Origin of the sequence: Enterobacter cloacae complex sp. 2022EL-00981 (assembly GCF_028737495.1) — a bacterium.
Taxonomy (GTDB): domain Bacteria; phylum Pseudomonadota; class Gammaproteobacteria; order Enterobacterales; family Enterobacteriaceae; genus Enterobacter; species Enterobacter cloacae.
In genome coordinates, this window is sequence record NZ_JAQZRK010000001.1 from 219,398 (window position 1) to 240,158 (window position 20,761).

Sequence of the window (20,761 nt, forward strand, 5' to 3'; positions counted from 1 at the left end):
CGTAAGGCACCAGAGTGGCGTCACTGGCAAAATAAAAGGAGCAGTTATGTTGATTCAGGTGGGTAAACTGGCAAAACGCGCTGGGATCACCGTGCGCACATTGCATCACTATGAGCAAACAGGGTTATTGCTGCCTTCTGCCAGAAGCGCGGCAGGCTACCGGCTTTATAATCTGGCGGATGTACAGCGCTTGCATATGATTCAGGCACTGGCAAAAGCGGGGCTGGAGCTTGCTGAAATCAGGGATTTTCTGGAGCAGGAGTCGCTTTCGTTAACGGAACTCCTCGATGCGCAAATCAGTTTGCTGGATAAACAGCTGCGCAGCATTAACACGCTGCGTGACAGGCTGGTGGACTTGCGCACCGGGCTTACCGGCGATGAAACGCCCGATCTGGAATCCTGGCTACAGACTCTGGAGTTAATGAATATGTACGATCGCTGGTTTAGCAAAGAAGAGTTACAGCAACTGCCGTTTGCGGTGCAGAAAGATGCGCTGGCGGCTGTATGGTCAGGGCTGGTTACCGAGGCCAACACGCTGCTGGAACAGCACATACCCGTTTCTGACCCGCGGGCGATGGATCTCGCGACGCGCTGGATGGAGCGCCTGGAGCAGGACACTGCCGGCAAGCCGGAGTTTCTCACCCGGCTGAACGAGATGCACAGCGTCGAACCGCAAATGCGTGAGCAAACGGGCATCACCGCAGAGATGACCGACTACATCACGCGGGCGTTTGCCGAATCGAAGCTGGTCATCTGGGAAAAATATCTCTCTGCCGATGAGATGGCTTTTACCCAGAAACACTACTTTGACCGCATGATGGAGTGGCCGCCGCTGGTGGCGAAGCTGCACCAGGCGCAGCGGGAAAATCTCGATCCCACCTCTGACGAGGCGCAAAAGCTGGCTGAAACCTGGCTGGCGTTGTTCCAGTCATACGCAGGAACAAACCCTGAGACGCAGCAAAAGTTTCGCGCTGCTATGCAGCAGGAGCCGCATCTGATGAAAGGGACGTGGATGACGCCTGCTGTGCTTGAATGGCTCCAGCAGGCGATAGGGATAATGATGCAGAGACGTTTCTCCGCATCAGATGAATCACAGATCCGCTAACGCGGCGTCGCGGTTGGGATAGAAGGCAAGGCGGCCAGGGATCGGCTGCACGCCAGCGCGCGCCATAGTGCGCAGCGGCTGAAATTCCAGATTACTCACCCGCAGCTCACAGCCTTCCGGCAGACGTTTTACAAAGCGCTGGAAGGCGTCCAGCCCACCGGCGTCCAGCACCGGTACGGCATCCCATTTCAGCACCACAATCCGTTTGCCCGCAATGCGGGATTCCAGATCGCTGAACAGGCCTTCCGCCGCAGCGAAGAACAGCGGACCGATTACCCGCAACACCAGCACATCATCAGGCACCTCCACGTTTACCGGGGAAAGGCGCGTCATCTGCGCGATCCGGCGCATAAACAGCAGGGAGGCCAGCACGATGCCGACGCTGATGGCGATCACCATATCGAAGAGCACGGTCAGCGACATACAGATCAGCATGACGATGATGTCGTCTTTCGGTGCGCGACGCAGCAGGTTCACCACCTTATGCGCTTCGCTCATGTTCCAGGCCACCATCAGCAGCAGGGCGGCCATGGCGGAGAGAGGCAGCCAGGAGAGCAGCGGCGCGAGGATCAGCAACGCGAGGATCACCAGCAGGGAGTGGATAACCGCTGAAACCGGTGAGGTTGCACCCGCGCGCACGTTGGCCGCAGAACGGGCGATAGCCGCGGTGGCTGTAATACCGCCGAAGAACGGAGCGATGAGGTTACCTAAGCCCTGGCCGACCAGCTCGCTGTTGGCTTTGTGCTTGGTACCGGTCATGCCATCGAGCACTACGGCGCAGAGCAGAGATTCAATCGCCCCCAGCATCGCCATTGAAAAGGCGGCGGGCAGCAGTGCGCGCAGCGAATCCCAGCTTAAGGTAAAGCTGGAGCCGGGCATGTCCCAGGGAAGAACCAGCTGCGGTAACAGTTGGGGAATACCGCTGCCCTGAGAACCGTCCGCCAGAACATAGTGGAACTGCGAGCCGATGGTGGCGACATGACCACCAAACATGTTGACGATGGCCATCACCGCGCAGCCCAGCAGCAACGCGGGCAGGTGGCCAGGCAGACGAATGCCTAAGCGCGGCCAGACGATGAGCGTACCCAGCGTAACGATCCCGATGGCGGCATCGCCTATGTTGGCCGTGGGCAGTGCCATAAACAGTGCCCCCACTTTCTGCAGATAGTGCTCAGGAACGTGAGGCATCTGCAGCCCCAGGAAATCTTTAATTTGCATCGTTCCGATGGTGATGCCGATCCCGGAGGTGAATCCCAGCGTTACGGAAAGGGGAATATATTCAATCAGCCGGCCAAAGCGGGCCAGGCCAAAGAGAATCAAAAAGAGGCCAGACATGAGCGTGGCAACCAGCAGGCCTGCCAGACCAAACTGCTGTGATACCGGATAGAGGATCACCACAAAAGCAGCGGTAGGGCCGGACACACTGAAACGCGAACCGCCCGTGAGGGCAATCACGATCCCGGCGACGGCCGAGGTATACAGGCCATACTGTGGAGCCACGCCGCTGCCAATCGCCAGCGCCATGGCCAGCGGAATGGCGATAATACCAACGGTGATCCCGGCAATCAGGTCACGGATAAAGCGTGACGAGGTGTATTTCTCTTTCCAGCATGCGTCGATGAGGGCGCGAAAGGGCAGAACATGTGAGGAAGTGATGTTTTTCACAATTATCTATCATCCGTATGCGCATCATCTGTCATATCAATGGCAGGTGAAGGAGGCATTAATCATTGCTCGTCATACTTCGCGCTGCAGATGCGTTGGCTGCGTTCATTCATCCCAGTCACTTACTTAAGTAAGTGACTGGGATTCATTCACTTGCCGCCTTCCTGCAACCCGAATTATTTAGAGCATTAATAAATATCAGAAACAAAAAAACCCGCCGCAGCGGGTTTTTCGGCCGTGTTCGATTAGTGTTCGAACATTGCAGAGATGGATTCTTCGTTGCTGATACGACGAATCGCTTCGGCCAGCATCCCGGACAGGGTCAGGGTACGCACGTTTGGCAGTGCCTTGATCTCGTCACTCAGTGGGATGGTATCGCATACCACAACTTCGTCAATGACGGAGTTACGGAGGTTGTTTACCGCGTTACCGGAGAAGATCGGGTGAGTCGCGTACGCGAACACGCGCTTGGCACCACGCTCTTTTAGCGCTTCAGCGGCTTTACACAGCGTACCGCCGGTATCGATCATGTCGTCAACCAGCACGCAGTCACGGCCAGCAACGTCACCGATGATGTGCATCACCTGAGAAACGTTAGCGCGCGGACGGCGTTTGTCGATGATTGCCATGTCGGTATCGTTCAGCAGCTTAGCGATAGCACGGGCACGTACCACGCCGCCGATGTCCGGAGAAACCACAATCGGGTTGTCCAGGTTCAGCTGCAGCATATCTTCCAGCAGGATTGGGCTGCCGAATACGTTATCAACCGGGACGTCGAAGAAGCCCTGAATCTGCTCTGCGTGCAGGTCAACGGTCAGTACGCGGTCAACGCCAACGCTGGACAGGAAGTCCGCGACAACTTTAGCGGTGATTGGCACACGCGCGGAACGGACGCGACGGTCCTGGCGGGCATAGCCAAAGTAAGGGATTACAGCAGTGATACGGCCTGCAGAAGCGCGACGCAGGGCATCGACCATAACAACCAATTCCATCAGGTTGTCATTCGTTGGAGCACAGGTGGACTGGATGATGAAAATATCACCACCGCGTACATTTTCGTTAATTTGTACGCTGACTTCGCCGTCGCTAAAGCGACCTACAGCGGCGTCGCCGAGGGAAGTGTACAGGCGGTTGGCAATACGTTGTGCTAGTTCCGGGGTGGCGTTACCAGCAAAAAGCTTCATATCAGGCACGAGAAGAACCTCAGGCATGCGTCCAGTGGTGGATAGCGTTCGCCGCAAACTGTGCGGGGCCAGGCGAAATGCTATCCAGGCGGTGTATTAAAGAGCGCGATGCAACGTCTGGAACAGGGTGACGTTGTCACCGAAACTCAGTCTGCGCCAGAATGGTCTGCTGTAGAGGGGAGATGTTCATCCCGCGGGCTACAAAACCATGCAGCCAATCCGGCGCTTGCTCAAGCACCTGACGAGCGGCGGATTCGGTGTCAAATTCAGCAAAGACACAGGCCCCTGTACCAGTCAGGCGCGACGGCGCGTATTCTAACAGCCAGGAAAGCGCCGCATCAACCTCGCGAAAACGTTTTCTTGCGATAACCTCGCAATCGTTGCTGAATTCACAATTTAATAACGTTTCTATTGACCGCGCCGGGGTATTGCGTGGCAGCTCAGGATCTTTGAAGATGACCGGAGTCGGAATGCTGACGCCTGGATGGGCTACGAGGTACCATTTTTCCGGCGGTTCAACCGGGGAGAGGATTTCACCCACCCCTTCAGCAAATGCTGCATGACCGCGCACAAACACCGGGACATCCGCCCCCAGCGTTAACCCTAACGCGGCCAGTTCATCCGTTGACAATCCGCAGCCCCAGTGATGATTCAGGGCGACCAGGACGGTCGCGGCATTGGATGAACCGCCACCCAGCCCACCGCCCATCGGCAGACGCTTCTCAATGCGAATATCCGCACCGCTCCCGGCGGGCAAGCGCCCGGTGTCAGCCGCTGCGTTCATCAGCAGACGCGCGGCGCGCACGATCAGGTTATCCTCATGCGCTACGCCTTCCACCGGCGTCAGCAGACAGATCTGCCCGTCCTGACGCAGCTCAATCGAGAGCGTGTCGCCATAATCGATAAACTGAAACAGCGTCTGCAGGGTGTGATACCCGTCAGCACGTTGGCCGGTGATATATAAAAACAGGTTAAGTTTTGCCGGAGAGGGCCAGTGGGTCATCATTTAACGATCCAGTTGTCCATTTTCAGCTTGATGCGCTGGCTACCCTGCGTCAGCTCCATATTCGATGGCAGCGACGGTTTACTGTTGCTGTCATAGGCGCTGTACATTACTTTCCAGGTTTTACCGTTCTGCGTGTAGTTCACCTGGCTCAGACGGTACTGATCGTCCAGGGTGTAGTCGGTGGCGTCACCCGGCAGGCCCAGGATCCACTGGCGCAGGCTGTTCAGCGGGATAGGCATTCCGGTTAGTTTGCCAATCATCTCTTCCGCGTCGGTGGCGGTGTAGTGCTGGCCTTTGTTATCCGTGATCTGCGCTTCACCCGGCTTAGCGTTAAGCTCCAGCTCGGTACTGCCCAACGGGTTCAGCAGCAGCAGGCGGTAGTTATCTTGCCCCGTTTGCTGCCAGAAGAAGCGGGCATAAACCTTTTGTTCGTCAGAGAGATAAGCAAACGCGCCGCGGGTCTGGTACTGACTTAAATTACGTACGTCCTGCTGGTGCTGACGCCACTGTGGTGAGTCAGGGCTTTTGCCCGGGCCTTTTGGTTGAGTGACAGAACATGCGGTCAGAACCAGTGCTGCCAGCGGCAGCAGGCGAATCAGTCGGGTCATAATGAGGACAAATCCTTGAGATACGTTGCAGTTATAACTGTTAATGCTAGCGTTGAAGGGTGTCACCGTCTACGTTCAAATTATCTCAAAGCGTTGAGTAACCTATTACTCCGAAAGGGGGCAGTCTCTTTTATTGATCTCGCGCATCCTGTATGATGCGTCTTGCTAACCTTATTAACGCTGGTACTACTCCCGCTCAACATGACCCTATTAGCACTCGGCATCAACCACAAAACCGCCCCGGTTTCGCTGCGAGAACGCGTCACGTTTTCGCCGGATACGCTTGACCTGGCGCTGGATAGCCTGCTTGCACAACCGATGGTGCAGGGCGGGGTGGTGCTCTCGACGTGCAACCGTACCGAGCTTTACTTAAGCGTGGAAGAGCAGGATAACCTGCATGAAGCGCTGATCCGCTGGTTATGCGACTACCACAATCTCAACGAAGACGAGCTGCGTAAGAGCCTGTACTGGCATCAGGATAACGATGCGGTGAGCCATCTTATGCGTGTCGCGAGTGGTCTGGATTCGCTGGTGCTGGGCGAGCCGCAAATTCTCGGTCAGGTAAAAAAAGCGTTTGCGGATTCGCAAAAAGGGCATCTGAAAGCCAGCGAGCTGGAGCGTATGTTCCAGAAGTCATTCTCCGTGGCGAAGCGTGTGCGAACCGAAACCGACATTGGTGCCAGTGCGGTTTCTGTTGCGTTCGCGGCCTGTACCCTTGCACGTCAAATTTTCGAATCCCTGTCGACCGTCACCGTGATGCTGGTCGGCGCGGGCGAAACCATTGAGCTTGTGGCGCGCCATCTGCGCGAGCATAAAGTGAAAAAGATGGTTATCGCTAACCGCACCCGCGAGCGTGCGCAGGTGCTGGCAGACGAAGTCGGGGCCGAGGTGATTGCGCTGAGCGAGATCGACGAACGTCTGAAAGAGGCGGACATCATCATTAGCTCGACGGCCAGCCCGCTGCCGATTATCGGTAAAGGGATGGTAGAGCGCGCGCTGAAATCCCGTCGTAATCAGCCAATGCTGCTGGTGGATATCGCCGTACCGCGTGATGTCGAACCGGAGGTCGGCAAACTGGCCAACGCCTATCTCTACAGCGTGGATGATCTGCAAAGCATCATTTCGCACAACCTTGCCCAGCGTAAAGCGGCAGCGGTGCAGGCGGAAACCATTGTCGAGCAGGAAGCCAGTGAATTTATGGCCTGGCTGCGCGCGCAAAGCGTCAGCGAGACCATCCGCGAATATCGCGGTCAGGCGGAGCAGGTGCGTGATGACCTGACTGCCAAAGCGTTAGCAGCTCTGGAACAGGGCGGCGACGCACACGCTATTATGCAGGATCTGGCCTGGAAACTGACCAATCGCTTGATCCATGCACCAACCAAATCACTCCAGCAGGCTGCCCGTGACGGGGACGATGAACGCCTGACTATTCTGCGCAACAGCCTCGGGCTGGAATAGCGCTCTATACCCATTTTCTATTACAAGGTGCACTTACGCCTATGAAGCCTTCTATCGTCGCTAAACTGGAAGCTCTGCACGAGCGCCATGAAGAAGTCCAGGCGCTGCTCGGCGATGCCGGGACCATTGCGGACCAAGAACGTTTTCGCGCACTGTCGCGTGAATATGCGCAGTTAAGTGATGTTTCAAAATGCTTTACCGACTGGCAACAGGTTCAGGAAGATATCGAAACCGCGCAGATGATGCTCGACGATCCTGAAATGCGCGAAATGGCGCAGGAAGAGCTGCAGGATGCCAAAGCGCGCTCAGAAGAGATGGAGCAACAGCTGCAGGTGCTTCTGCTGCCGAAAGATCCAGACGACGAGCGTAATGCGTTTGTGGAAGTCCGCGCCGGAACGGGCGGTGATGAGGCGGCACTGTTCGCCGGAGACCTGTTCCGCATGTACAGCCGTTACGCCGAATCGCGTCGCTGGCGCGTGGAGATCATGAGCGCCAACGAAGGCGAGCACGGCGGTTTTAAAGAGGTGATCGCCAAAATCAGCGGTGACGGCGTGTACGGCCGTCTCAAGTTTGAGTCCGGCGGCCATCGCGTGCAGCGTGTACCGGCGACCGAGTCGCAGGGCCGTATTCACACTTCAGCCTGCACGGTTGCGGTGATGCCAGAGCTGCCGGAAGCGGAACTGCCAGACATTAACCCGGCCGATCTGCGTATTGATACCTTCCGTTCTTCCGGGGCGGGTGGTCAGCACGTTAACACCACCGACTCCGCCATCCGTATTACCCACCTGCCAACCGGCATTGTGGTGGAGTGTCAGGACGAACGTTCTCAGCATAAAAACAAAGCCAAAGCGCTGTCCGTGCTGGGTGCGCGTATTCACGCGGCGGAAATGGCAAAACGGCAGCAGGCGGAAGCGTCAACCCGTCGTAACCTGCTGGGCAGCGGCGATCGTAGCGACCGTAACCGTACCTACAACTTCCCGCAGGGCCGCGTGACCGACCACCGCATCAACCTGACGTTATACCGTCTGGATGAGGTGATGGAAGGCAAGCTCGATATGCTGATTGAGCCTATCGTGCAGGAATACCAGGCCGACCAGCTGGCGGCATTGTCCGAGCAGGAATAATGGATTTTCAGAGCTGGTTACGCCTGGCCACCGGCGCGCTCCCTGACAGTGAAAGCCCGAAGCGCGACGCCGAAATTTTGCTGGAATATGTGACGGGAAAAGCCCGCACGTATCTGCTGGCCTTCGGTGAAACCGAACTGACCGTAGAGCAGGAAGCGCAACTGGCCGCGCTGCTCGCCCGCCGTAAAACCGGCGAGCCGGTGGCGCATCTGGTCGGGGAGCGCGAGTTCTGGTCGTTACCCTTGTTCGTCTCAGCGGCGACGCTGATCCCGCGTCCCGACACCGAATGTCTGGTGGAGCAGGCGCTGGCGCGGTTACCCGCAGTGGCCAGCCGCATTCTCGATCTCGGAACGGGCACTGGCGCAATCGCGCTGGCGCTCGCCACCGAGCGGCCCGATTGCGCGGTAACGGCTGTCGATGTGATGCCCGACGCGGTGGCACTTGCGCAGCGTAACGTTGAGCGACTGGGCGTGACTAATGTGACCGTGCAGCAAAGCAGCTGGTTCAGTGCGCTGGAGAAGCAGACGTTCGCGATGATTGTCAGTAATCCGCCCTATATTGACGAACATGACCCGCATCTTGCGCAGGGGGATGTTCGCTTTGAACCGCTGACGGCGCTGGTCGCAGGTAATGCAGGGCTGGCCGATCTGGAACACATTGTGACAACGTCACGACAACATCTCCTGCCCGGCGGCTGGCTGCTGGTGGAGCATGGCTGGACGCAGGGGGAGGCGGTGCGTGGGCTCTTCAGGCAGACGGGTTATGCTGCTGTCGAGACCTGCCGCGACTACGGCGGTAACGAGCGTCTGACGCTGGGGCAGTGGCAGTGAAAACAGGTTATCTGCCATTTACTGATAAAGGCGCATGGCTGACTGAAAAGCTGTTTGGCGTTATCATCTATACCCAAAATAATTCGAGTTGCATGAAGGCGGCAAGAGAGCGAGTCCTCAGGAGCATAGTTAACTATGTGACTGAGGTGAGCGAGCGCAGCCAACGCGCATGCAGCTTGAAGTATGATGGGTATATATCGTTTTGGGTTTTATCGCGCCTGGACGTCGTCGTCCGCGCAGCCAGCAGGTCGGGTTTATCGCCTTTCTGCTGGGTCTGGTGGTGCTGTACATCATCATTAAACTCGCCACCACTAGAATACCGTTACTGGGGTAAGTCATGAGGTCCTTAGCCGATTTCGAATTTAATAAAGTGCCGCTCTGCGATGGCATGATCCTGATTTCGGAGATGATTCGCGACGATTTTACGTCGCAGTATGTCTACGATGAGCTGGAGAGTCTGGTCAGCCTGGCGCGCGAAGAGATCAATCAGGCGCGTCCGCAGGACTGGCAACTGGAAAAGCTGCTGGAGCTTTTCTACGGCGAGTGGGGTTTCTGCGACACGCGTGGCGTGTATCGCCTGTCTGACGCATTATGGCTGGACCAGGTCTTAAAAAATCGTCAGGGCAGCGCCGTTGCGCTGGGCTCTATTTTGCTGTGGATCGCGCACCGTCTGGATATTCCACTGGTGCCGGTCATTTTCCCGACGCAGATGATCCTGCGTGCCGAGTGGCTGGACGGGGAGATGTGGTTAATCAATCCGTTTAACGGCGATACGCTGGATGAACATACGCTGGATGTCTGGCTGAAAGGTAATATCAGCCCGGTGGCCGAGCTCTTTAACGAAGATCTCGACGAGGCCGATAACGCCGAGGTTATTCGCAAGCTGCTGGATACGCTGAAATCTGCGCTGATGGAAGAGCGGCAGATGGAGCTGGCCTTGCGCGCCAGCGAAGTGCTGCTGCAGTTTAATCCGGAAGACCCGTACGAAATTCGCGACCGCGGGCTGATTTATGCCCAGCTCGACTGTGAGCATGTGGCGCTGAACGATTTAAGCTATTTCGTCGAGCAATGCCCGGAAGACCCGATCAGCGAAATGATTCGCGCGCAGATCAACGCGATCTCGCACAAACAAATTACACTGCATTAATCTTAATTCCGATTCACACCTGAATAAGGCGATCCTATGAAACAAAAAGTGGTTAGCATTGGTGATATCAACGTGGCAAACGACCTGCCGTTCGTGCTGTTTGGCGGTATGAACGTGCTGGAATCCCGCGATCTCGCCATGCGTATCTGCGAGCACTACGTGACCGTGACCCAGAAGCTGGGCATCCCGTACGTGTTTAAAGCCTCTTTTGACAAAGCCAACCGCTCTTCCATTCACTCCTACCGTGGCCCGGGCCTGGAAGAGGGGATGAAAATTTTCCAGGAACTGAAGCAGACCTTTGGCGTGAAAGTGATCACCGACGTTCACGAGGCGTCTCAGGCGCAGCCTGTGGCTGACGTGGTTGACGTTATTCAGTTGCCAGCGTTCCTGGCTCGTCAGACTGACCTGGTGGAAGCGATGGCCAAAACCGGTGCGGTCATCAACGTGAAGAAGCCGCAGTTCGTGAGCCCTGGCCAGATGGGGAACATCGTCGATAAGTTTATCGAAGGCGGCAACGACAAGGTTATCCTGTGCGACCGTGGTTCCAACTTCGGTTACGACAACCTGGTTGTGGATATGCTCGGCTTCACCGTGATGAAAAACGTCTCTAACCAGTCTCCGGTGATCTTTGACGTGACCCACTCTCTGCAGTGCCGCGACCCGTTTGGTGCCGCGTCTGGCGGCCGTCGTGCGCAGGTGACCGAACTGGCGCGCGCCGGTATGGCGACCGGGCTGGCGGGTCTGTTCATTGAAGCGCACCCGGATCCGGCGAATGCGAAATGCGACGGTCCATCCGCGCTGCCGCTGGACAAACTGGAGCCGTTCCTGAAACAGATCAAAGCGATTGACGATCTGGTGAAGAGCTTCGACGAGCTGGATACCAGCAACTAATAAAAAAACCCGCTTCGGCGGGTTTTTTTATGGGACATATTGCCGGGTGGCGCTGCGCTTACCCGGCCTACAAAACCCGTAGGCCCTGCAAGCGAAGCGCCGCTGGGCAAAAAGGCTACGCAAAAATTGTCATTAAGTACGCCACAAACAGCGCCATATGCGCCGCGCCGTTGAGTACATTGGTGCGCCCGGTTGAGAACGAAATCTGACACAGCAGCAGTGATGCAACCATCACAATCATCTCCGGCGCCCCCAGCGCAAACTGCAGCTCGTTACCGGTCATAAAGGCAATCAGCGTCACCACCGGAACGGTAAGCGAAATGGTCGCCAGTACCGAGCCGAAGAACAGGTTCATGGCGCGCTGTACCTGATTGTTCAGCACCGCTTTCAGCGCGCCCAGCCCTTCCGGCGAGAGGATCAGCAGCGCCACCAGGAAGCCGGTAAACGCCACCGGGGCATTCATCTCGGTTAACAGTGTCTCCAGCGGGTTGGCGTTCATCTTGGTGACGGCGATAACCGCAATCAGATGTACGATCAGCCAAACCGTGTGCCACGCGCTGCTGTGGGCAGATGGTTTGCCATGGTGCGGGTCATCGTCGTCGCTGTCGTCTTCATGCTCGTACACAAACAGACTCTGGTGCGTTTTGGTCTGAATCAACAGGAACACGCCGTACATGGCGGCGGAAATCAATGCGACCAGCAGCGCCTGACCGGTAGAGAAGTTTGCTCCCGGCAGCGCCATCGGGAAAACCAGCACGATAATCGCCAGCGGGAACAGGGCGATCAAATACTGTTTAATGCCAAACAGGTTCATATACTGGGTGGCGAACTTACGGCCGCCCAGCAACAGTGAAAAGCCCACCAGACCACCGGTCACAATCATAATGATGGAATAGAGCGTATCGCGCATCAGGGTTGGTGCGGCGTCGCCGGTCGCCATCAGCGCGGAAATGAGGCTGACCTCAAGAATCACAACGGAAAGGCTGAGAATTAACGATCCATACGGCTCGCCCAGACGGTGGGCCAGGACATCGGCATGGCGAACCACGCTAAAGGCACTGGTTAAAATCCCTACCAGCGCAAGAATATTGATACCAACCACCACTGGCAGTGACTGACTGCTTCCCCAGAAGAGCAGCACAGCCAGTGCCAGAACCGGGAAAATGAGCGACGTCTCCTTGTGGCGGGTTTTTACCGCCTCGTGTGCTGCTGTCATGTGCTTCTCCATCAATGCAGGTGCTTGTAATTATAGATAGAATTTTGAGGTCATTACATTAACAGATCTCTGTTAAATACCCTTTATATTTTACTTAATTTTACCCTAATCCTGTTTTAAGTCTCCTGATATCCATAATGTCATATTTTTGATTAATACATATTAAATAACATGTAATTAACTTAATTAATTCTTCAAAATTGATCCACGACTGGCAGCTTGCAGCATCGTCGCCCACACTTATGTTTTTAAGCAAAAGAGAGGTTAGTGATGCCATATAAAACGAAACGCGATTTACCCGATAACGTGCAAAACGTACTGCCCGCACATGCGCAGGATATCTATAAAGAGGCGTTTAACAGCGCCTGGGATCAATACAAAGATAAAGACGATCGTCGGGACGATGCCAGCCGGGAAGAGACGGCGCATAAAGTGGCCTGGGCGGCAGTAAAACATGACTACGAGAAAGGAGACGATGATAAATGGCATAAAAAGAAATAGCCGTAAAATAATAAGCTGCCTTCATTTTGACTTTTCAGGCGGTTGAACTGCCGTTGTATTGCAACTGGCCCGCGAATTGCTTATCGTTATTCAACTGCTGGCAAAATGACCAGTAGATAATGCCGGGAAGGTGAATTACAGATGTCGCAAGGAAGCATGCAGTGGCGGAGGTGTAAAGTGTTAACGCGTGATTTCTTAATGAAGGCAGATTGTAAGACGGCATTTGGTGCTATTGAGGAATCGCTTCTCTGGTCAGCTGAACAACGTGCGGCATCGCTCGCTGCCACGCTTGCCTGCCGCCCGGATGATGGCCCGGTATGGATTTTTGGCTACGGTTCGCTGATGTGGAACCCGGCTCTGGAATTTGTCGAATCGGCGACAGGTACGCTCCCGGGGTGGCATCGCGCATTTTGTCTGCGATTAACCGCCGGACGCGGAAGTGCCTGTCAGCCGGGACGTATGCTTGCACTGAAAGAGGGCGGACGCACCACGGGGGTGGCGTATCGCCTGCCGGATGCCACCCTCGAAGAGGAGCTGACGCTGCTCTGGAAGCGCGAGATGATCACCGGCTGCTATATGCCAAGCTGGTGCAAGCTGGAACTTGATGACGGACGCACCGTCAACGCGCTGGTGTTTATTATGGATCCGCGCCATCCCCTGTATGAAGCGGATACCCGCACGCAGGTGATCGCGCCGTTGATTGCGGCGGCCAGTGGACCGCTCGGCACAAACGCGCAGTATCTGTTTTCACTCGATCAGGAACTGACGCGCCTCGGCATGCAGGACGAGTGTCTGAATGAGCTGGTAGCGAAGGTGAAAGCACTGCTGGAAGGAAATCCGCTGAATAACCCGCTGCGTCCGGGTTTTGCCTGATAATACGCCCGGCTGCGAGAGTGCAGACCGGGCGTCTGTTTTTAAGCGGCCACGTAGCTGACTGAGTGTTCGAGTGACTGACTATGGCTGTCAATCAGGACATCCCATGTGCCGGTATAAGGGACGGTTAGCCACGCCTTATCATCCTGCACGGTCAGGATATCTGCCTGCGATTGTTTTTGTGCCTTCGCACTCATCAAATGAATACGGCAGCGCTCTGAACAACGCACCACTACCGTATCCCCGCCAAACAGTTTCAAACTTGTTTTTACCAGTGCCATTTATTTACCCCGTAGTCTTAAACAACGCTCTCCCTGCTGCCATTTCCGAGCGTGATGTTGTTCACAATTCACTCATGGCATAACACCAAAGGGGGAGCGTCGGGATGCTGATTTTGATCAAAAAATGGCATAACGTTTAAACAAAAATGACAAAATACCTGAAAGCATTCAGCTGGAGCGCATTTACACGGTGAAGGCGCGCCAGAAGAAAATTAAATGCGGAAATGTCCGGCAGTTTCAGCAAGGTCGCCCGCCTGGCTCTGCAGGGCGCTGGCGGCTGCGGCGGATTGCACCACCAGTTCAGCGTTCTGCTGCACCATTCTGTCGAGGTGCGTGACAGCATGGTTGATCTCATGGATGCCTTTCATCTGCTCGCTGGTGGCGATGGAAATTTCACGCATGATACCCGAGACGCTGCCGATGCTGGCGCGGATCTCATCCATGCTTTCCCCGGCCAGGTGTACATAGCGGGAGCCGGTTGCCACGCTGTCGGTGGTGGAGTCGATAAGCGATTTGATCTCCTTCGCCGCCTGGGCGCTGCGGCTCGCCAGGTTACGCACTTCGCCTGCCACCACGGCAAATCCGCGGCCCTGCTCACCGGCGCGCGCCGCTTCCACCGAGGCGTTCAGCGCCAGGATATTGGTCTGGAAGGCGATGCCGTCAATCACGCTGGTGATATCGCCAATTTTTGCCGAAGCCACTTCAATGGATTGCATGGTGCTGATGGCCTGAGAGACGACCTCACCGCCGCGTGAGGCCGCAGCGGAGGCTTTACTGGCCTGTTCATTCGCTTCTGCCGCGGACTCATTTGACTGAGTCACCGACGCGGTGATCTGCTCTACGGCGCTGGCGGTTTCACGCAGGCTGGAGGCTGCCTGCTCGGTGCGCCCGGAGAGGTCCTGATTGCCAGCCGCAATCTCCTGGGCGGCATTTTTCACCGAGGCGCTGGCGTCACGCAGCTGGATCATCACCACCGAGAGCTTATCGCTAAAGGCGTTAAACGCCTGGGCGATTTGCGCCACTTCGTCGTTACCGCTCTCCGGCAGGCGCTGGGAGAGGTCGTTGGTACCGTTGGCGATGTTATGCATCGCGTCGCGGATATCGGACAATCGCTTGAGCAGGCGGGCAATAAGAATGTGGACAAGCGCGCCGCTCAGCAGGGCGAGGATCACCAGCGAGAGTGCCGAGGCTTTCAGCAGCGAGCGCATGCCGGAGGTGGCGTCGTTATTGTCGAGCGCGACCACCAGCATCCAGTTTGTTCCCGGAACGGCCGTGGCGACGAGGGTTTTATCACCGCCGTCAAATGTGCCATCAACCGGTTCACCGCTTTTCAGGGTCGCTAAATCGGTGCCGGTAATGGTCTCTGCAAACGGTTTTAACGTCAGGGCCGGATCGTTGGCGGCGATAACGCTGCCGTCGCTGTTCAGAAGTAACCCGCTGCTGGCCGGGGTCGGGTGAATGCCGCGCACGTTAGCCACCACGCTATCCATGGCCACGTCGCCCGCCACCACCGCTTTCAGGGTCCCGTTTTCTTTTACCGGTACCGCAAAAGTTACCACCAGTTTTCCGGTTCCGGCGTCCACGTAAGGCGCGGTCACCACCGGTCCGTCCTGGCTGACCACCTGCTGATACCAGGGGCGAATGGTCGGGTCATAATCCGCAGGCACGCCCGCAGGCTCAGAGAATTTCGCCGTTTTAGTGGCATAGCCCACATAGACGTTGGTGAAGCCTCCCGCCTGGGCGAGTTGTTTAAAGACCGGTACCGGGTCGTCACTCAGCGCCACGCTCTGGGCGGAGGTAATGACCGTCATTTTGCTTTTCACCCAGTCGGCAATCGCCATGTTATGGCTGGCGCTGGTGCTGGTCAGAATGTCACGCTGCGACTGCTGATTATCCTGGCGCGTGACCTGGAAATTAATGACGGTATTGAGAAGAAGGGCGACGACCAGACAGCCTGTCGTCGCGGCAATGATGCGAGCACGAATCGATCTGAACATAAGTGAAATACCTGCTGTGTTGTTTCCATGCCTATCGGCAACCCCGCAGGTAAACTTGATGCTGAAACCGCGTCCATAAGAAAATAATATTTTTACGGGTTTATTATTAAAAAGTTAATACTTTTTCGGCGGCTAACGTCCACTCGGCCAGCTCGACAAGTGTGCCAATTTCCACGCCGTCAATCAGCGGCAGCCCGGTGATACCGCGCCCGTCGGTGCAGGTTTTGCAGAGCTTAACCGGCACGTTTTGCGCCGTCAGGATCTCCAGCATCTGCTGAATGTTGTAGCCTTCTGCCGGTTTTTGGCCTTTCAGGCCAGCGGTGACCGCGTCGGACATCAAAAAGATCCGCAGATCCAGCTCGCTCGCGTTATCGCGCAATGCTATGGCCAGACGCAGGCTATTAAAAAGGGATTCGCTGCCGTAGGCCGCCCCGTTGGCGACGATCACAATCTTCTGCATGTTAACTCCTGTTTATATTAAGGCACGAATATTGCTTGATTCTCCCAGGTAGGGTTATCCGGGAGAGTAAGCATGACATTAATGGCTGGCAATTCGTCGGGTGCAACCGAATGGCTCCAGCGCGCAAAAGCGTTGCGCCAGGAGCAGCTCAGCAAGCTGGCACAGCTGGGCGTACTGGTGAATGGCATTAGCCAACTGGTGCATATGCTACAGTGCGAGCGCGGTGCATCAAACGTCTGGCTCTGCTCACAGGGTAAGCTCTATGCCCCCGAATGCAAAGCCAGCCGGGCGCTGGTGGATGAAAATCTCACTATACTGTATGGCATTCTGGATAAACACTCCCCAGTGCCGGGCAGCGCCGTATGTGAGCGCATCGCCGCTGCGTTGCAGAGCCTTGAATCACTCCGCGCCCTGCGAGAAGGGGTGAATCAACAAACCGTTACCGCCCCGCAGGCGATGGAACATTACTGTCGCATGCTTCGCCATCTGCTCAGTATCGTGCCGCAGCTCAACGACAGTATTGACGATCCGCAACTGGCGGGGCGTTTTGTTGCCCTGTACAGCCTGATGCAGGGCAAAGAGCTGGCGGGACAAGAGCGGGCGCTGGGGGCTATCGGCTTCACGCAGGGTTTTTTTGATGATGTCACCCGCCAGAGGCTGGTGGATCGCATTGACGGGCAGCAGGCCTGTTTTGAGATCTTTTTAAGCCACAGCCCGGCGGATGTGCAGAGCACCTTTTCCCGGGACTGCCAGCCCGACCGCGAGACGGAGCAACTCCGGCGTGTGGCCTGTACCCGCCAGCCTGCTGCGGATAATGGCGATACGGCGCTGAACTGGTTCGCCCTGCAAACGTCGCGTCTTGAGCACCTGCGCACCCTGGAGGAGATGGTTATCGCCGACCTGATGCTGGCGGTTGATGAGCGTATCCATCATGACCCTCAACATCCGGTAAGTGCCGATGAGAATGACGATCCGCTCGCGCTTTATCCGGACAAACCTTTGCTGCCGCTGGTTCGCCAGCAGGCTCGTGAAATAGAACAGCTTTCCCGCCAGCTCGCGACGCTGCGCGATACGCTGGAAGAGCGCAAGACCATTGATAAAGCCAAAAGCGTGCTGATGACCCACCACAATATGAGTGAGGAACAGGCGTGGACGGCGCTGCGCAAAATGGCGATGGACAAGAATCAGCGCATGGTGGATATCGCCCGTGCGCTGCTCACCGTGAAGCGGTTATGGCAGCTAACTCCTAAGGAGTAGCTGCACAATCAGTGGGCACGTTGTGCCTGATTGAGGTGCGTTTTTGCAGAGCCAGTGGGGCAAAAGCCACAAAAACAAGGCATTAAAACCTGGCATTAGCTTTGCATTAATTCAGTAACCAATTTTGACGGTGCGCCAACGGCGGTGCATCAGTCTTCGGGATAAAGGCGTCCAGCGGTGCTTCGGCACTGTCGGGCGCTTTTTTTTGTCTTTTTTTCAGGAGTGGTCATGGCGGATTTGTCGAGACGGCGGTTTTTGCAGGCCAGCGTGCTGGCGAGCAGTGCAATGTTGTTACCGGGTGTCATGCAGGCCGCGTGGGCGGCAGGCTCGGATAAACCCGAGCAGGAGACGGTGCGCATCGGGTTTATCCCGCTGACCGACTGCGCTCCGGTGGTCATCGCGGCGCTGAAAGGGTTCGATAAAAAGCATGGCATTACCATCGTGCCCACCAAAGAGGCGAGCTGGGCGGCCGTGCGCGATAAGTTAGTCGCGGGGGAGCTGGACGCGGCGCATATTCTTTACGGTCTGCTGTACGGACTGGAACTGGGGATCGCCGGTAAGCCACAGCAGATGGCGAATCTGATGACCCTCAACCAGAACGGCCAGGCGATTACGCTCTCTGCCGATCTGGCAGAGAAGGGCGTTCGCGATCTCGACGGGCTGAAGAAACTGATTGGTCAGCAGGCACCGGGCACGTACACCTTCGCGCATACCTTCCCGACGGGCACGCACGCCATGTGGCTCTATTACTGGCTGGCCAGTGCGGGCATTAACCCGTTTGACGATGTTCGCACCGTGGTGGTGCCGCCGCCGCAGATGGTCATGAACATGCGTATTGGCAATATGGTCGGCTTTTGCGTCGGCGAGCCGTGGAATGCCCGGGCCATTAACGATCGCATCGGTTTTACCGCTGCAACGTCGCAGTCTATCTGGGCTGACCACCCGGAAAAAATCCTCGGTACCCGTCGCGACTGGGTGGAGAAAAATCCGCACACCGCGCGAGCGCTGGTGAGCGCAGTACTGGAAGCCGCGCGCTGGATCGACGCTTCACCGGAAAACAAACGTGAAACGGCGCAGATCCTCTCGCGTCGCGCATGGCTGAACACCAAAGAGCAGTACCTCACCGGACGGATGCTGGGTGAGTACGACAACGGGGTGGGCACGCGCTGGCAGGACGCGCATCCGATTCGTTTCTTCAACGAGGGGGCTGTGAGCTACCCGTATCTCTCCGACGGCATGTGGTTCTTAACCCAGTTCCGCCGCTGGGGTTTGCTTAAAGCCTCGCCGGACTACGCGGGCATCGCGCAGCGCATTAACCAGACCGCGGTCTGGCAGGATGCCGCCACCGCGGTGGGGGGCATTACCACACCGACTTCACCACTACGCAGTAGCACCCTGATGGACGGCACCGTCTGGAACGGTACCGATCCTGAAGGCTATGCCAACCGCTTCGCTATTCACCGTAAAGGGGCCTGATTATGCAGCATCTGCACAGCACGAAAGCAAAACACGAGACGCCGGTGAGTGGCGAGGTGATTACCCTGCCACCGGTTCAGGTTCGCCGTCGTCCTCCGGCGATTGCCCGCCGGATTAACGATGTGCTCCAGCGTATCGTTCCGGCGCTGCTGGGGCTGGGGCTGCTGGTGGTGCTCTGGCAACTGGCGGCAATCAACAGCAAAGGCTTTCCGACGCCGCTGAGCACGCTGGATTCTGCCATCACCCTGTTTGCCGATCCGTTTTATCGCGACGGACCAAACGACATGGGGATCGGCTGGAACGTGCTTGCCTCCCTGCAGCGCGTGGCGGTGGGCTTTGGCCTGGCCGCGTTAGTCGGTATCCCGCTCGGTTTTCTGATTGGCCGTTTCACCTTTTTCTCACGCATGTTCAGCCCGCTGATTGCGCTGCTGCGCCCGGTCAGCCCATTGGCCTGGCTGCCTATCGGCCTGCTGCTGTTCCAGAAAGCAGAGCCGGCTTCCAGCTGGACCATTTTTATCTGTTCGATCTGGCCAATGGTGATTAACACCGCCGAAGGGGTACGCCGTATTCCGCAGGATTACCTCAATGTCGCCCGCGTGTTGCAGCTTTCTGAGTGGACCATTCTGCGTCGGATCCTCTTCCCGGCGGTGCTGCCGGCGGTGTTGACCGGGGTACGTCTTTCCATCGGTATCGCCTGGCTGGTGATTGTCGCCGCCGAAATGCTGACAGGCGGCTTAGGGATCGGTTTCTGGATCTGGAATGAGTGGAACAACCTCAACGTCGAAAACATTCTCATCGCCATCGTCATCATTGGCGTGGTCGGGTTACTGCTGGAGCAGGGGTTGATGCTGATCGCCCGTCGCTTTAGCTGGCAGGAAAAATAAGGAGCGAACATGAAACCAATCATTCAGGTCCAGGCCGTAAGCCAGCGTTTTTCTACCGCCAGCGGAGAATTTCTGGCGCTGCAGAACGTCTCGTTTGATATCCACGAAGGGGAAACTGTGAGCCTGATTGGCCACTCCGGCTGCGGCAAATCAACGCTGCTGAACTTGATCGCCGGGATCACCCTGCCGACGGAAGGGGGACTGATTTGTGACAACCGTGAAATTGCGGGTCCGGGACCGGAGCGTGCGGTGGTCTTTCAGAACCACTCCCTGCTGCCGTGGCTGACCTGTTTCGACAACGTTGCGCTGGCGGTCGATCAGGTGTTCCGCCACACCATGAGCAAGGCGGAGCGTCGTGAGTGGATTGAACACAACCTCGATCGCGTGCAGATGGGGCACGCCCTGCATAAACGCCCGGGGGAGATCTCAGGCGGTATGAAGCAGCGCGTGGGCATTGCCCGTGCGCTGGCGATGAAGCCGAAAGTGTTGCTGATGGATGAACCGTTTGGCGCGCTGGATGCCCTGACGCGTGCCCATCTGCAGGACTCCGTGATGCAAATCCAGCAGGCGCTCAACACCACCATTGTGCTCATCACCCACGACGTGGACGAAGCGGTGCTGCTCTCTGACCGCGTGCTGATGATGACCAACGGCCCGGCGGCGACCGTCGGCGAAATCCTGGAGGTTGACCTGCCGCGTCCGCGTAACCGGGTGCAGCTGGCGGACGACAGCCGCTACCACCACATGCGCCAGCAGATCCTCCATTTCCTCTATGAAAAACAGCCCAAAGCGGCGTAG

The 20,761-nt window shown here is 56.7% G+C and carries 20 protein-coding genes and 2 pseudogenes; 14 read left to right on the forward strand and 8 right to left on the reverse strand.

Features of this window, described 5'->3' with window-relative positions; translation table 11 throughout:
• The first annotated feature begins 46 nt into the window (after positions 1-46).
• Positions 47-1,105, forward strand: coding sequence for a MerR family transcriptional regulator (locus PUZ33_RS01070; protein WP_058680135.1), 1,059 nt, complete (start codon positions 47-49; stop codon positions 1,103-1,105).
• Here PUZ33_RS01070 and dauA read toward each other — a convergent pair.
• The 4 genes from dauA to lolB form a co-directional block, all read right to left on the reverse strand.
• A complete protein-coding gene (gene dauA, locus PUZ33_RS01075; protein WP_058680134.1) occupies positions 1,091-2,770 on the reverse strand; it encodes a C4-dicarboxylic acid transporter DauA in 1,680 nt (559 codons plus the stop codon). The genes PUZ33_RS01070 and dauA overlap by 15 nt on opposite strands.
• Before the next feature lie 245 nt (positions 2,771-3,015).
• On the reverse strand, positions 3,016-3,963 hold the full coding sequence (prs, locus tag PUZ33_RS01080) for a ribose-phosphate diphosphokinase (RefSeq protein ID WP_003856663.1): 948 nt from the start codon (positions 3,961-3,963) through the stop codon (positions 3,016-3,018).
• A gap of 127 nt (positions 3,964-4,090) precedes the next feature.
• Complete coding sequence (gene ispE / locus PUZ33_RS01085) at positions 4,091-4,960, reverse strand: 4-(cytidine 5'-diphospho)-2-C-methyl-D-erythritol kinase (protein WP_058680133.1); 870 nt, start codon at positions 4,958-4,960, stop codon at positions 4,091-4,093.
• The gene (gene lolB / locus PUZ33_RS01090) at positions 4,957-5,568 is read right to left on the reverse strand and encodes a lipoprotein insertase outer membrane protein LolB (protein ID WP_023620826.1); all 612 of its coding nucleotides are present in this window, start codon (positions 5,566-5,568) and stop codon (positions 4,957-4,959) included. The genes ispE and lolB overlap by 4 nt, the downstream gene beginning before the upstream one ends.
• A gap of 201 nt (positions 5,569-5,769) precedes the next feature.
• Between lolB and hemA the strand changes: the two genes are divergently transcribed.
• The 7 genes and pseudogenes from hemA to kdsA all read left to right on the forward strand — a co-directional run bounded on the left by hemA (position 5,770) and on the right by kdsA (position 11,018).
• Positions 5,770-7,026 (forward strand): glutamyl-tRNA reductase, encoded by a 1,257-nt coding sequence (gene hemA, locus PUZ33_RS01095; RefSeq protein WP_013096232.1) that lies wholly within the window; start codon positions 5,770-5,772, stop codon positions 7,024-7,026.
• Between the two features lie 41 nt (positions 7,027-7,067).
• The gene (gene prfA, locus PUZ33_RS01100) at positions 7,068-8,150 is read left to right on the forward strand and encodes a peptide chain release factor 1 (RefSeq protein WP_013096233.1); all 1,083 of its coding nucleotides are present in this window, start codon (positions 7,068-7,070) and stop codon (positions 8,148-8,150) included.
• Positions 8,150-8,980, forward strand: a complete 831-nt coding sequence (gene prmC, locus PUZ33_RS01105) for a peptide chain release factor N(5)-glutamine methyltransferase (protein WP_058680132.1) — start codon at positions 8,150-8,152, stop codon at positions 8,978-8,980. Before prfA ends, prmC begins: the two co-directional genes overlap by 1 nt.
• Positions 8,956-9,048: pseudogene (locus PUZ33_RS01110) on the forward strand (siroheme synthase); the annotation flags it as partial. The gene prmC and the pseudogene PUZ33_RS01110, both read left to right, overlap by 25 nt.
• 123 nt (positions 9,049-9,171) lie before the next feature.
• Positions 9,172-9,314, forward strand: a pseudogene (locus tag PUZ33_RS01115) (siroheme synthase); the annotation flags it as partial.
• A gap of 3 nt (positions 9,315-9,317) precedes the next feature.
• On the forward strand, positions 9,318-10,127 hold the full coding sequence (gene sirB1, locus PUZ33_RS01120; protein ID WP_013096236.1) for an invasion regulator SirB1: 810 nt from the start codon (positions 9,318-9,320) through the stop codon (positions 10,125-10,127).
• 36 nt (positions 10,128-10,163) lie between these two features.
• A complete protein-coding gene (gene kdsA / locus PUZ33_RS01125) occupies positions 10,164-11,018 on the forward strand; it encodes a 3-deoxy-8-phosphooctulonate synthase (protein ID WP_013096237.1) in 855 nt (284 codons plus the stop codon).
• A gap of 115 nt (positions 11,019-11,133) precedes the next feature.
• Here the strand turns inward: kdsA and chaA are convergent, their stop codons facing one another.
• Positions 11,134-12,234 (reverse strand): sodium-potassium/proton antiporter ChaA, encoded by a 1,101-nt coding sequence (gene chaA / locus PUZ33_RS01130; RefSeq protein ID WP_013096238.1) that lies wholly within the window; start codon positions 12,232-12,234, stop codon positions 11,134-11,136.
• Positions 12,235-12,504: 270 nt separating this feature from the next.
• Here chaA and chaB point away from each other — a divergent pair, with 270 nt between their 5' ends.
• Complete coding sequence (chaB, locus tag PUZ33_RS01135; RefSeq protein ID WP_013096240.1) at positions 12,505-12,735, forward strand: putative cation transport regulator ChaB; 231 nt, start codon at positions 12,505-12,507, stop codon at positions 12,733-12,735.
• A gap of 177 nt (positions 12,736-12,912) precedes the next feature.
• Complete coding sequence (locus PUZ33_RS01140; protein WP_013096242.1) at positions 12,913-13,608, forward strand: gamma-glutamylcyclotransferase; 696 nt, start codon at positions 12,913-12,915, stop codon at positions 13,606-13,608.
• A 41-nt stretch (positions 13,609-13,649) separates the two neighbouring features.
• On the opposite strand, the gene PUZ33_RS01145 is transcribed toward PUZ33_RS01140, so the two are convergent.
• The 3 genes from PUZ33_RS01145 to PUZ33_RS01155 all read right to left on the reverse strand — a co-directional run bounded on the left by PUZ33_RS01145 (position 13,650) and on the right by PUZ33_RS01155 (position 16,346).
• Positions 13,650-13,889: a DUF1883 domain-containing protein gene (locus PUZ33_RS01145; protein ID WP_013096243.1), complete on the reverse strand. Its 240-nt coding sequence runs from the start codon at positions 13,887-13,889 to the stop codon at positions 13,650-13,652.
• Between the two features lie 212 nt (positions 13,890-14,101).
• The gene (locus PUZ33_RS01150) at positions 14,102-15,886 is read right to left on the reverse strand and encodes a methyl-accepting chemotaxis protein (RefSeq protein WP_020690904.1); all 1,785 of its coding nucleotides are present in this window, start codon (positions 15,884-15,886) and stop codon (positions 14,102-14,104) included.
• 106 nt (positions 15,887-15,992) lie between these two features.
• A complete protein-coding gene (locus PUZ33_RS01155; RefSeq protein WP_058680131.1) occupies positions 15,993-16,346 on the reverse strand; it encodes a DsrE/DsrF/TusD sulfur relay family protein in 354 nt (117 codons plus the stop codon).
• 72 nt (positions 16,347-16,418) lie between these two features.
• On the opposite strand from PUZ33_RS01155, the gene nasR reads away from it, so the two are divergent.
• From nasR to PUZ33_RS01175, 4 genes are all read left to right on the forward strand, one after another.
• The gene (gene nasR, locus PUZ33_RS01160; protein ID WP_058680130.1) at positions 16,419-17,603 is read left to right on the forward strand and encodes a nitrate regulatory protein NasR; all 1,185 of its coding nucleotides are present in this window, start codon (positions 16,419-16,421) and stop codon (positions 17,601-17,603) included.
• 228 nt (positions 17,604-17,831) lie between these two features.
• Positions 17,832-19,079, forward strand: a complete 1,248-nt coding sequence (locus PUZ33_RS01165; protein ID WP_058680129.1) for a CmpA/NrtA family ABC transporter substrate-binding protein — start codon at positions 17,832-17,834, stop codon at positions 19,077-19,079.
• A 2-nt stretch (positions 19,080-19,081) separates the two neighbouring features.
• Positions 19,082-19,963, forward strand: coding sequence for a nitrate ABC transporter permease (ntrB, locus tag PUZ33_RS01170; protein ID WP_023620817.1), 882 nt, complete (start codon positions 19,082-19,084; stop codon positions 19,961-19,963).
• A 9-nt stretch (positions 19,964-19,972) separates the two neighbouring features.
• Complete coding sequence (locus PUZ33_RS01175; protein ID WP_013096250.1) at positions 19,973-20,761, forward strand: ABC transporter ATP-binding protein; 789 nt, start codon at positions 19,973-19,975, stop codon at positions 20,759-20,761.